Here is a 12,171-nt window from a genome sequence, read left to right on the forward strand (position 1 = left end):
TAAGGATAAGGAATGAATTGCAGTAAATTTGAAAAATTATGGAATGGTATTTTGCCCTATTAGCTGTTATTTCGACCATTGCTGGGATGGAAACCTTATCCTGGGCAATCCATAAATATTTATTTCACGGTGCGTTATGGTTTATACATAAAACGCACCACCAAGAAAGGCATGGCTTTTTTGAGTTTAACGATATTTTTAGCCTAGGTTTTGCAACGTTAGCACTTGCACTTATGTGGGCTGGTCACGAAAATCTAGACTATAAGTTTTGGATTGGCACTGGTATTTCTATTTATGGTATCATCTATTTTATTTTTCACGACTGGTTTATCCATAATCGATTAAAGGCTTTTAAATCCAACAGCAGATATTTAAAAGGGATAAGAAGAGCTCATAAAATGCATCATAAAACCACACAAAAAGATGGATCTAAAGAGTTTGGCTTGTTGGTGGCTAGTAAAAAGTATTTTAAATAGTAATTTTGAATTTTTGAATGCCCGAGGGAAGAACTGATAGAATTACTTGATTGGCTATAAAAGTATTGATTCATCAAAAACTCTAGCGCATTCATTTTTCAAATATCATCTTCACTTATTGTAGATTGTTCAATAACTAAAAACATTCACTCATTCAAAATTCTATCACTCTATCATTAAAAAACGATGTTACAGACACACGAAAACGCTTCTTTAAAAAACTTCAACACATTTGGCATTGAGGCTTATGCCCGATATTTTGTAGAGATAAACCATAAAGAAGAGTTACAGGAATTGTTTACTGATGCGAAATGGCATAAAATTCAATGTTTGGTTTTAGGTGGCGGAAGTAATATGCTATTCACACAGAATTTTGACGGATTGGTCATCAAGATCAATATCCGCGGTATTGAACACCGAATTAACCACGATGAGGTAATTGTAGAAGCTGGAGCAGGCGAAATCTGGAATAATTTTGTGAATTACTGTGTGAGCTGGGGTTTTGCGGGTGTAGAAAACTTAAGTTTAATTCCAGGATCCGTTGGTGCCTCTCCTATCCAAAACATTGGTGCCTATGGTGTTGAGCTAAAGGATGTTTTTGAAAGTTGCGAAGCATTTGAAATTTCAACAGGTAATTTTGTTAGCTTTAACAATACCGATTGCAAATTTGGGTATCGCGAAAGTGTATTCAAACAAGATAAAAAAGGGCAGTACATTGTTTGTAACGTAAAATTCAAACTTTCTACCAAAGAGCACATCAATATCAGTTATGGTGCCATTACTGCAGAGCTTGAGAAAAATGGAATTACCCAACCAAGTATAAAAGATGTTAGTAAAGTAGTGTCAGAAATTAGGGTTTCAAAATTGCCGGATCCATCTACAATTGGCAACGCAGGTTCCTTTTTTAAAAACCCAGTGATTGAGCAACAAGTTTTCGATAAAATCCACAAACAATTCCCCAACATTGTTCACTTCGTTGTCGACAAAGGAATTAAGCTGGCTGCCGGTTGGCTAATTGAGCAATGTGATTGGAAAGGTAAAGTTGTGGGAGAAACTGGTACTTGGAAAAATCAGGCCTTAGTTTTGGTAAATCACGGAAAAGCAACCGGACAAGAAGTGTACAATTTATCAGAAAACATCATAGAATCTGTTGAACAAAAATTTGGAGTTCGATTAGAACGTGAAGTAAATATTTTTTAAACCGTTTGATAAAACAGTATGAAAAACCATTCTTACAATGTAAGAGTGGTTTTTTTGGTTTTATTAAATAGTTACTTAGAGTTCTTACAACTTTTTGGCTCAAATTTTGTTTAACTATTTTCAATAAAAGTTAAACAAAATTTGATGTTACAACATTTGTTCCGTAGTTTTGTTGAAGTTTCACACATATTATCTAAGCAAAATGACACAGATAGAATTCAGCACTTTAGTAGTGCGTCAATCATCATCATTAAAAACTTATGCTTTGCGATTCACCCGCGACATGGAGGATGCTAATGATTTGGTCCAAGAAACTTTATTGAAAGCCGTCACTTATCGCAACAATTTTAAAGAGGGGACAAACATTAACGGTTGGTTATACACCATTATGAAAAACACTTTTATCAATGGGTACCGTAAGTTCGTTAAAACAGCTGCTATCATTACAAAAACAGACGAGATTTCTTCTCAACAGCTTTCATTTAGTGCTTCCAGCAACAAAGCGGAGAATAAATTTATGATGGATGACATTCAGCAGGCTTTAAAAGCTTTGCCCCAAGAATATTATATTCCCTTTACCATGTATTTTGAAGGCTATAAGTACCATGAAATAGCTGGTGATTTAGATATCCCAATTGGAACGGTCAAAACCAGAATACATGTGGCTCGGAAACTTTTGAAAAAAAGTCTGAACGTTTATAACTATAAGAATGTAGCATAGGTTTAAAGCCTATGTGTGTTTCTAAAAAACAAAAAGAGATTTGATTTTCAAGTCTCTTTTTGTTTTTAATTCCCGATAACAGGTGGGTTGCTTGCCAAATCTACCATAGTACTTATTTCATCTACTACACCAGCAGTATCGCCAGAAAATCCGACTACTTTAAATCTAATATTTCCACTTTTATCTAATATAAATTTTGTCGGAACTCCAGAAACCTCAAAAGCACTTACCACATCGTATTTACTTTTGTCTTTTTCATTTTGCTTATCCATCAAAACATCGAAAGTGTAATTGTTGTCGGTAATGAATTTGCTTACAGCGTCTTTTCGCTTATCTCCGCTAGTACTTTCCCAAGTGTTTACAAAAACAAAAGCCACGCTCTTATTGCCCTTAAACTTATTGACCGCGATTTGCATCCCCGGAAAAGAAGCTTTACAAGGACCGCACCATGTAGCCCAAAAATCTACAATCACTACTTTCCCCTTTAAAGACGCTAAGGAAACAGTTTCACCGTTTAAATTAGTGAGTGTAAATTCAGGAGCTTTGGTATTAATCATTTTAGAAATCATTTCGTTCCTTGCCTTTTCGTTGGATTGAAGTGTCAAATTATCTACAAGCGTTTTGTATTGTTCTTCCGTATGACTTTTCAGATAAACATCCTTTAGTTGATCTTTCATTTTAGAGTTTGCTTTGTTATCACCAATAAGCATGATCAAAATCTTTTCCGCTTTACTAACTAACTTATTTTCAACTAAGTATTGGATATATCTTTCATTATGTTCCGGCGATCCAAAGTTTCTCAGCTTCACTGCTTCTTCTTGATATTTTAAAGCTTCAACTATTTTGCCTTGCTTGTTTAAAATGTACGCGTAAGTATCTGCATATTGGGCGTAGTTATTATTCAATATATCCTCTTTTTGTGAGGCAGACTGAGAACTTAGATACTCCTTATCAGTTCTTAATTCATTGATATAATCTAAAGATGCTTTTGAGAGCTTTTCGAGAGGATCGATATCAGTTTCCTTTTGAGCTGCTTCCCAAGCAACATTATTTAACATAGAGGGTGCATTTCCCTTGCTTTTCATTTTACTTAAAATTGGCAAAACTTTATCATAATCCTTATTAGTGGCATAAGTCAGTGCTAAATAAAAATTTAGTAAATCCTTATTGATTTTACTATCACTTTCTGCATTTAGTACTTGATAGTTAGCTTCCTTTTTTGCGAAGTCCTTTTCTCGAGAAAACTCCTGTAGTTTTTCATCTGAAGCAAAAACACCTTTTGGATATTGTGTTAAAATCAATGTCTTCAGCGAGTCGGCACTTTGTTTATCGTCTCTCGTTAAAACCCAATAAATTTTATTTTTGTCTGTTTCAGATTGATTGGAAAAGGATTCTAGCAGGATTCTTTTAATTTTATCGGCTTCTTCTTTCTTCCCGTTTCCAATTAAAATGCGATAATAGTTAATGTAAGATTGTTGGTTGTCCGTTGGATATAATTCCAGTTCTTTTTCCAGATTTTCCAAAGACTTTTCTTTATCAGCTTTAAGCCCAAATAAGTAATTCCCTAAACCGTCATACATCATGCTCATAGACGCATTGGCCGCCTTTAAGTCATTGGCATCCTTATTTTTGAGCTTATAAACGTATCCGTCTCCTTTGTCATCTTTATTATTTTTATTTTTAAATAAAACCGCAATTAACACAGCAGAATCTGGCACACTAAATTGAGATTTGTAGGTGTTATCAGGACGCTGCAATATTAAATCTTTCTGATAAAAATTCATTTTAGCCGTAACGTAAATTAAGTAACCATTCAAAGGATCAATACTTTTTACCTGAGGGATATACTTTAAAGTAATGTTTTGACCCGGAGCCGGCTTATCACTTGATAAAGCCAGACGATCGTTGTTTTGCGCAACTGCAAAAAAATCACACAGAGAAACACTTAGTAGTGTTATAAACAATATTTTTTTCATAAAGTAGGGTTTGTTAATGTAAAGTAAATTTAAGTAATCCGAATTTAAAATCCTATACTTATTTTGATAGAGAGTTTAACCTGGCGACATACGAATTTATTTGGAGGGAAACCTGTTTTTGCGCTAACGGGCGAGGGTAATCGCGAGATTATCGTCTTGTTGTTCAAATAATAACCTCAATAATGAACAGTACCTACATAGCATTAAATGAATGCTTTTACTTTGCTTATGATAGAGTTGAAAGTAATACTTACTACAACTTTGTTGGCTATTTAGAAATTCCAATTGAAGTACTTAAAACAATGACACCGGGAGCAGTGCGTGATTTTTTTAATCGCAGTGATTTTTACAGTATGTGACATGGCTGATTTTTATTTAGTGCAATTAATTAGCGAAAGAAATTCGGCTTTGGTTTTTTCGTTCTCAAATTTTCCGGAATAACTTACCGTGATGGTGTTACTGTTGGTATCTTTAATTCCCCGAGATGCAACGCAAAGATGTTCAGCATCAATCATCACTGCTACATCTTTAGTTCCGATGGCATCTCTTAAGCCGTTTGCAATTTGTTGCGTAAGGCGCTCTTGAACTTGTGGTCTTTTGGCATAAAACTGCACTAAACGATTGATTTTTGAAAGTCCAATTACAGCTCCATTTGAAATATAAGCAACATGCACTTTTCCAATAATCGGCACAAAATGATGCTCGCAATAAGAATATAAAGTGATGTTTTTTTCAATCAGCATCTCATTATAGCTATAACTGTTTTTAAACAACGAAATAGCAGGTTTATTAGCAGGATTTAATCCGCTAAACACTTCTTCTACATACATTTTTGCAACTCTTTTAGGTGTATTTTTCAAGCTATCGTCTGATAAATCTAAACCTAAAACAGTCATTATTTTTTTAAAATGCCTTTCTATTATTGCAATTTTTTCAGCGTCGCTCATCAAAAAAGCATTTTCTAGCATCGGCGTATTTAAACCGGTAGAAATATGATCATCATCTAAAATTTCTACCGCTTCGGCACATATATTCATAGGTTGCTCTCTTTAATTTTGTTCATCACTCTGTTTACTATTCCGTCGCAGTAAATCAGGTTAAACTGGAAAATATCCTCTTTAGAATAAAATTTCTCAATCTCTTTCCTCAGCATAGTTTTTGCCCTACTTAATCTGGTTTTAACATTATCCTCGCTAATGGCCAAAATCTCGGCAACTTCTGCACCATTCAATTCGTTGCTTTCCCGTAAGGTAAAAACCACACGATAATCTAAAGGAATTTGTGCCAAAGCACTTTCAATTACCGAACTCAGTTCTTTATTTAAAATGCTTCTTTCTGTATCTGTATTTTTTTGACTTGTAAACATAGGCGTAGATTTTTCGTCTATTTCTCCGGCTTTAACGTGATCGAAACTCCATTTCTTCTGCTTTTTAAAGCAATTATTGAGCATGATTTTCAATATCCAGGTTTTAAAGCTCGACCGGTTTTGAAACGATGCCAGATTGGTGTACGCATTTACAAAAGTATCTTGCATTAAATCCTGGGTATCCTCATGGTTATAGTTATAGGAGCGACCCAGACGGTATAAAAACGGATTGTTTCGTCTAATTATTATTTCAAATATCGCTAAATCTCCCGCTAGCACCTTTTCAATAAGTTGTGTATCAGTATGTTTTTGAGGCAATTCCATCATTAAAAAATTAATTAAGGGCTTTTGCTATTCTAGCCATAGAAAATGCACTAATCGCCATCACTAAATCGCGGACAGCAACGTCTAAAAAGTTCAGACTAAAAATCAGGGTTAACGCTATTGAAGCTAGCCATGCAGCTACAATATAACCACCAATTTCTGTTTTTTTTATCACAATTAAGCCGGCAATAATTTCTATTACACCAACAATCATCATAAAAGTATGGCCCGAAAAAGGCAACATCTCCAATAATGTTGGGTTAATGTACTTATCCCACTGGGTCAACAAATTGGTAAACTTGTCCAAACCCGCAACAATAGGCACTACTACAAAAACTAAGTGTAATAAGTTGAATGTAGGTTTGATTTTCTGATTCAAAGTTAACGTTTCCATAATCTTCTTAAATTATTGTTTATACAGTTATAGAGATGGGCTGGCTTGGAAAGGTAACAGTGGAGCGAGAAAAATCTGTAGATACATTTTTGCATATTGAAACTAATCGTATAATTTGGCTTTTGCACACAAGCTTTTCTGCCCTCATGCCGGGCAATGGCATTTACTTTTTTTCCGCAAAAAAGTAAACAAAAAACTCTCGCCTGCGCCGGTTGCTACAAAGGAAGTAGGCTTACTTTCTTTATCTGTACTGCAACCGCCAAGGGCGAATTAAACGGTTAACTCAGGTCTTTCGGTTGAATCTTTAGAAGAGAATCTTCTTTCAAAACAACTTTTCAACACCTACAAATCCTTCCATTTTTTTGGTAAATTTGAATTTACACCGGATTTCCTTTCCGCGATTTTAATTTTCTAATAAACAACAACTTACCATTGCTATGTATTTAATTTTTGATACTGAAACCACCGGATTACCAAAACGTTGGGACGCACCAATTACCGATACCGATAATTGGCCGCGATGTATTCAAATTGCATGGCAGTTACATGATGAAGTAGGGAATCTAATCTCACATGAGGATTATCTGGTTAAACCCGATGGGTTCAATATCCCTTACGACGCAGAAAAAATCCACGGGATTTCTACCGAATTAGCTACAGAACAAGGCATTTCCTTAACAGAGGTTTTAGAGAAATTTAATCAAGCTTTAAGCCAAACCAAATTTATTGTCGGCCAAAATTTAGGTTTCGACAGGAATATTATGGGTGCAGAATTCCACCGTTTGGGTGTGGATTCAATAATGCTTGATTTACCAGTTTTAGATACCTGTACAGAAGTTACCGCCAGTTTATTGCAATTACCGGGTGGTAGAGGTGGAAAGTTTAAGCTACCAACGCTAACAGAGCTACATCAATACCTATTCAACAAACCTTTTTCGGAGGCCCACAACGCAACTGCCGATGTGGAAGCAACTACCCGTTGCTTTTTTGAATTATTAAAAAGAAAAACTTTTACCCTACAGCAGTTAGGTTGTGATGAAAGTTATTTTCACAATTTTATAACCGCAAACCCAGAACCTATCCGGTCCATAGGTTTAAAACATGTTAATTTAAAAGAAGCTTCGGCAAAATTAAAAGCCGCAAATGCTCCTAAAGATGGTGGTATAAGCAAACAAGATCAACAAGCAAATTTAGCCGATTTAGCAGACGTTGAATTTGTACATCTGCATAACCACAGCCAGTTCTCAATTCTACAATCTACCATCTCGGTTGCAAATCTGGTAAAAGCAGCTGCAAAAGAAAAAATGCCCGCGGTAGCATTGACCGATCATGCCAATATGATGGGCGCTTTCCATTTTGTGAGTGCAGCAATGAATCACAACAAAGCAGCTAAAGCAAAAAATGAGGAAGCTTTGGCCAAAGGACAAGCTGCCACAGAAACCATCGTTAAACCTATTGTAGGTTGCGAATTTTTTGTTTGTGATGACTATACCGATAAAAAAAGGAAAGACAATGGCTACCAAATCGTACTAATTGCGAAAACTAAAAAAGGCTACCATAACCTTGCAAAGCTTTCATCCATTGCTTATACAAAAGGCTTTTACTACGTTCCGCGTATTGATAAAACAGTTATTGAGCAATATAAAGAAGATCTTTTAGTGCTTTCGGGGAATTTGTATGGCGAGATCCCAAACAAAATTTTAAACTTGGGAGAGCACCAAGCGGAGGAAGCTTTGCTTTGGTGGAAGACAACCTTTGGCAAAGATTTCTACATGGAATTGATGCGTCATAATCAGGAAGATGAGAACAGGGTTAACCACACTTTAATCAGCTTGGCTAAAAAGCATGATGTAAAATTAGTTGCTACCAACAACACCTACTACATTAACAAGGTAGATTCCTATGCGCATGATATTTTGCTTTGCGTAAAAGACGGCGAAAAGCTGGCAACTCCAAAAGGTAGAGGTAGGGGATTCAGATACGCCTTACCAAACGAGGAATACTATTTTAAGTCGGGCGAGGAAATGAAAAAGCTTTTCGCGGATATTCCCGAAGCTATTTCTAATATTCAGGAAGTTGTTGATAAAGTAGAGTCATACTCGCTTTACAGGGAAGTGTTACTTCCAAAATTTGATATTCCGAAAGAATTTATCGTTGCCGAAGATGAAGCAGACGGCGGAAAACGAGGAGAAAACAAATATTTAGCCCACTTAACTTATGTAGGTGCTGAAAAACGCTACGGCGAAATTACGCCAGAAATCAAAGAACGTCTAGATTTTGAGCTGAAAGTAATTGAAAATACCGGTTACCCGGGATATTTTTTGATTGTTCAGGATTTTATTGCCGAAGCTCGCCGACTAGACGTTTCAGTTGGCCCTGGTCGGGGCTCGGCAGCTGGTTCGGTGGTTGCCTACTGCTTGTGGATTACTAACATTGACCCTATCAAATACGACCTGCTTTTTGAGCGTTTCCTAAACCCGGATAGGGTTTCCATGCCCGATATTGATATCGATTTTGATGATGAAGGCCGTGGCAGAGTGATGGATTACGTGATTAACAAATACGGATCTAGCCAGGTGGCGCAAATTATCACTTACGGAACGATGGCGGCAAAATCTTCTGTTAGAGACACCGCCCGTGTTTTAGATTTACCACTTTTTGAAGCTGACAAAATTGCCAAGTTAATCCCAAACTTAAAGCTTGCAAAAATCTTCAATTTGGATGATGCGGCACTGAAAAGTGCTTTACGTTCGGAAGAGATGGAAGCGGTAAACCTATTGAAAGGAATTGCCGGCGGTAAAGATCTGAGTGCAGAAACTTTACGTTTGGCGCAGGTTTTAGAAGGTTCTGTTCGTAATACTGGAATCCACGCCTGTGGGGTAATTATTACGCCAAGTGACATTACCAATTTTGTTCCCGTTGCCACGGCGAAGGATTCAGATTTATACGTTACCCAGTTCGACAACTCGGTAGTTGAAAGTGCCGGTCTGTTAAAAATGGACTTTTTGGGTCTAAAAACGCTGACACTGATTAAAGATACCGTTAAGTTGGTGAAACTTAAAACTGGCATTCAGTTAGATCCAGATGAGTTCCCGATTGATGACGAGATGACTTACGAGCTTTTCCAGCGAGGCGAAACCGTCGGGATCTTCCAATATGAATCTGCCGGAATGCAGAAATACATGAAGGAGTTAAAGCCTACCGTTTTTGGAGATTTAATTGCCATGAATGCGCTTTACCGCCCAGGTCCGATAGAATATATTCCAAGTTTTATCCGTAGAAAAAACGGGGAGGAAGAAATCAAATATGACATTGCAGCCAGCGAGGAATACCTAAAAGAAACTTACGGAATTACAGTTTACCAAGAGCAGGTGATGCTTTTATCGCAAAGTTTAGCGGGTTTTACCAAAGGTGAAGCCGACGTTTTGCGTAAGGCGATGGGTAAAAAACAGAAGGACGTTCTGGATAAAATGAAACCCAAATTTGTTGAACAGGCAGCAGAAAAAGGTCACGACCCAAAAGTATTAGAAAAAGTGTGGAAAGATTGGGAAGCTTTCGCGAGTTATGCGTTCAACAAATCGCACTCAACTTGTTACGCTTGGATTGCTTACCAAACTGCTTATTTAAAAGCGCATTACCCAGCAGAATACATGGCGGCAGTGCTTTCCAACAACATGAGCGACATTAAACAGGTCACTTTCTTTATGGAAGAATGCCAGCGAATGGGCTTAGAGGTTTTGGGTCCGGATGTAAATGAATCGTTCCATAAATTTACGGTAAACCAAGATCAAGCCATCCGTTTTGGGATGGGCGCTGTAAAAGGCGTTGGAGCCGGTGCAGTTGAAACCATTGTAGAAAATAGGAAAGAAAGCAGGTACAAATCCATTTTTGATTTTACCAAACGTATTGATTTAAGAGCCGCTAACAAAAAGGCATTAGAAAATTTAGTGCTTGCCGGCGGTTTTGATTGTTTTGAAGCGCACCGAGCACAATACTTTTATGAGGATGGTGGCGCAATTGTTTTAGAGCAGGCCATTAAATACGGTTCTCGTCATAAAGAAAACGAAAACTCGTCTCAAGCAAGTTTGTTTGGCGGCGGTACGGCGGTAGAAATGCCGGAACCTTCTTTAACGGATTGCGAAGAGTGGGGGTTAATCGAAAAACTAGCGAAGGAAAAAGAAGTAGTTGGTATTTATATTTCTGGGCATCCGCTGGATGAATATAAATTGGTGCTGAACAAATACTGTACAAAAGGTAATTTGACCATTTTTTCGGAGATTGATAAAGGCATCGATTTTCAATTTAAAGTTGGCGGAATTATCACGATGGTTCGTCACATGGTAACTAAAGATGGGCGAGGTTACGCATTTTTTAAATTAGAAGGCTATGATGATGCTTTTGAATTTGCCATTTTTAGGGATGATTATTTAAAGTTTAAGCATCATTTAGTCCCAAACAATTACTTATACATTAAAGGAAATGTAGGTTATTTCTCTAACCCTGATGGCACAAAACGTCATAGAACTACTTTTTCAGATTTCTCTGATTTGCGAGATGTTTTAGAAAAACAATCTAACAAAATTGATATCCGTTTAGAGTTAGATCACATCAACGCCGATTTAATTAGCGATTTAGACGAAATATTCAACAGTCACGTAGGCTCGAAAAAACTAAATTTCGTAGTGGTTGATCGTAAAGAAAAACTGCAGATTGATTTGCCAAGCAAAGGCAGACAGATTAATATTTCGAAAGAGCTGTTGTGTAGTTTAGACGAAATGGAGTTGGATTATGTATTGAGTTAAATTGCGGGTTGATTTAACCACTTAGGTTACGGAGTTTACAGAGGTTTTTATTTAGACTTGTCAAATATTTTTTTTTTAACCACGGAGGACGCGGAAGTCACGGAGTTGAATGGGTAATTATTGAGTTTTGTTTAATCCGCTTTGTCATGCTGAGCGGAGTCGAAGCATAACTTGCAGGGATGCCTTTTCATATTTCAAACAGGAGAACACAAATTTTACGGAACTTAGGAAGAATCGGTGTTTTTTCAGCTCCTCCGTTCAAGACATCTCACTTCCTCTTCGGGTTGCTATTTTCACCGACCATGCTCGATCTAGAGTAGGATTATGATTGCCTAATCATAATGAAACCTACATTTAGCAATTAAAATTTCATTATCCGTTATCTTATAAATCAATCGATGCTCATCATTGATTCTACGAGACCAAAAACCTTTATACTTAAATTTCAGTGGCTCAGGTTTTCCGATTCCAGTAAATGGAGTTCTCGAAATATCTTTGAGTAAAATATTTATCCTTTGCAAAAGCTTCTTATCTGTTTTTTGCCAATACAGATAATCCTCCCAAGATTCATCGACAAAAACAAATCTCATAGCTCCATCAAATCCTTTTCAAATGATTGTGATTTATTCAATTTTTCAATTGCTGAATCAAGTCTTTTTTCATTTATTTTAGAACTTAGCTCGTGTTGGGTAGCTTGTAAAGAATTGTATTCGTCTAGCGACATAATCACCACGCCACTATCTTTACCACGGTTAATAATAAGCGTTTCAAAGTTATTCGAAACTTTGTCGAAGTAGTTTTTAATGTCTTTACGGAAATCAGAGATGGTGGTAGTTAACATATTTTGTACAGATATATGTACAAATATAAGCATTTAATTAATCCTAAATGAAAATATGATTCACCGCTACA

At 36.6% G+C, this 12,171-nt stretch carries 11 protein-coding genes; 5 read left to right on the top strand and 6 right to left on the bottom strand.

What is annotated here, in order from left to right; translation table 11 throughout:
* The first annotated feature begins 38 nt into the window (after positions 1 to 38).
* The 3 genes from B176_RS0115265 to B176_RS0115280 all read left to right on the top strand — a co-directional run bounded on the left by B176_RS0115265 (position 39) and on the right by B176_RS0115280 (position 2,397).
* Positions 39 to 476 carry a sterol desaturase family protein gene (locus B176_RS0115265; RefSeq protein ID WP_017259696.1) on the top strand — a complete coding sequence of 146 codons (438 nt, stop codon included), beginning with the start codon at positions 39 to 41 and terminating at the stop codon, positions 474 to 476.
* Positions 477 to 662: 186 nt separating this feature from the next.
* Complete coding sequence (gene murB / locus B176_RS0115270) at positions 663 to 1,676, top strand: UDP-N-acetylmuramate dehydrogenase (protein WP_017259697.1); 1,014 nt, start codon at positions 663 to 665, stop codon at positions 1,674 to 1,676.
* Between the two features lie 202 nt (positions 1,677 to 1,878).
* Positions 1,879 to 2,397, top strand: coding sequence for an RNA polymerase sigma factor (locus B176_RS0115280; protein WP_026063375.1), 519 nt, complete (start codon positions 1,879 to 1,881; stop codon positions 2,395 to 2,397).
* A gap of 65 nt (positions 2,398 to 2,462) precedes the next feature.
* Here B176_RS0115280 and B176_RS20400 read toward each other — a convergent pair whose 3' ends face one another.
* Positions 2,463 to 4,373, bottom strand: coding sequence for a TlpA family protein disulfide reductase (locus B176_RS20400; protein ID WP_017259700.1), 1,911 nt, complete (start codon positions 4,371 to 4,373; stop codon positions 2,463 to 2,465).
* Between the two features lie 182 nt (positions 4,374 to 4,555).
* Between B176_RS20400 and B176_RS21040 the strand changes: the two genes are divergently transcribed.
* On the top strand, positions 4,556 to 4,732 hold the full coding sequence (locus tag B176_RS21040) for a hypothetical protein (RefSeq protein ID WP_017259701.1): 177 nt from the start codon (positions 4,556 to 4,558) through the stop codon (positions 4,730 to 4,732).
* Between the two features lie 12 nt (positions 4,733 to 4,744).
* Here B176_RS21040 and folE read toward each other — a convergent pair whose 3' ends face one another.
* Genes folE through B176_RS0115305 form a run of 3 tightly spaced genes read right to left on the bottom strand, consistent with a single transcriptional unit; the run spans position 4,745 to position 6,457 of the window.
* Complete coding sequence (gene folE, locus B176_RS0115295) at positions 4,745 to 5,410, bottom strand: GTP cyclohydrolase I FolE (RefSeq protein WP_017259702.1); 666 nt, start codon at positions 5,408 to 5,410, stop codon at positions 4,745 to 4,747.
* Positions 5,407 to 6,066, bottom strand: coding sequence for a sigma-70 family RNA polymerase sigma factor (locus tag B176_RS0115300; protein WP_202803355.1), 660 nt, complete (start codon positions 6,064 to 6,066; stop codon positions 5,407 to 5,409). Before B176_RS0115300 ends, folE begins: the two co-directional genes overlap by 4 nt.
* Before the next feature lie 7 nt (positions 6,067 to 6,073).
* A complete protein-coding gene (locus B176_RS0115305; protein WP_017259704.1) occupies positions 6,074 to 6,457 on the bottom strand; it encodes a hypothetical protein in 384 nt (127 codons plus the stop codon).
* A gap of 437 nt (positions 6,458 to 6,894) precedes the next feature.
* Between B176_RS0115305 and dnaE the strand changes: the two genes are divergently transcribed.
* Positions 6,895 to 11,259, top strand: coding sequence for a DNA polymerase III subunit alpha (gene dnaE, locus B176_RS0115315; RefSeq protein ID WP_017259706.1), 4,365 nt, complete (start codon positions 6,895 to 6,897; stop codon positions 11,257 to 11,259).
* 332 nt (positions 11,260 to 11,591) lie between these two features.
* Here the strand turns inward: dnaE and B176_RS0115320 are convergent, their stop codons facing one another.
* The gene (locus B176_RS0115320) at positions 11,592 to 11,849 is read right to left on the bottom strand and encodes a Txe/YoeB family addiction module toxin (RefSeq protein ID WP_017259707.1); all 258 of its coding nucleotides are present in this window, start codon (positions 11,847 to 11,849) and stop codon (positions 11,592 to 11,594) included.
* Positions 11,846 to 12,133, bottom strand: coding sequence for a type II toxin-antitoxin system Phd/YefM family antitoxin (locus B176_RS0115325; RefSeq protein WP_237739840.1), 288 nt, complete (start codon positions 12,131 to 12,133; stop codon positions 11,846 to 11,848). Before B176_RS0115325 ends, B176_RS0115320 begins: the two co-directional genes overlap by 4 nt.
* Positions 12,134 to 12,171 lie beyond the last annotated feature (38 nt).

The sequence above is a fragment of the Pedobacter arcticus A12 genome (genome assembly GCF_000302595.1).
In the GTDB taxonomy this organism is placed as follows: Bacteria; Bacteroidota; Bacteroidia; order Sphingobacteriales; family Sphingobacteriaceae; genus Pseudopedobacter; species Pseudopedobacter arcticus.

Coding starts and splice junctions, on each gene's coding strand:
- B176_RS0115265 (WP_017259696.1), top strand. CDS start 39: ATGGAATGGTATTTTGCCCTATTAGCTGTTATTTCGACCATTGCTGGG.
- murB (WP_017259697.1), top strand. CDS start 663: ATGTTACAGACACACGAAAACGCTTCTTTAAAAAACTTCAACACATTT.
- B176_RS0115280 (WP_026063375.1), top strand. CDS start 1,879: ATGACACAGATAGAATTCAGCACTTTAGTAGTGCGTCAATCATCATCA.
- B176_RS20400 (WP_017259700.1), bottom strand. CDS start 4,373: ATGAAAAAAATATTGTTTATAACACTACTAAGTGTTTCTCTGTGTGAT.
- B176_RS21040 (WP_017259701.1), top strand. CDS start 4,556: ATGAACAGTACCTACATAGCATTAAATGAATGCTTTTACTTTGCTTAT.
- folE (WP_017259702.1), bottom strand. CDS start 5,410: ATGAATATATGTGCCGAAGCGGTAGAAATTTTAGATGATGATCATATT.
- B176_RS0115300 (WP_202803355.1), bottom strand. CDS start 6,066: ATGATGGAATTGCCTCAAAAACATACTGATACACAACTTATTGAAAAG.
- B176_RS0115305 (WP_017259704.1), bottom strand. CDS start 6,457: ATGGAAACGTTAACTTTGAATCAGAAAATCAAACCTACATTCAACTTA.
- dnaE (WP_017259706.1), top strand. CDS start 6,895: ATGTATTTAATTTTTGATACTGAAACCACCGGATTACCAAAACGTTGG.
- B176_RS0115320 (WP_017259707.1), bottom strand. CDS start 11,849: ATGAGATTTGTTTTTGTCGATGAATCTTGGGAGGATTATCTGTATTGG.
- B176_RS0115325 (WP_237739840.1), bottom strand. CDS start 12,133: ATGCTTATATTTGTACATATATCTGTACAAAATATGTTAACTACCACC.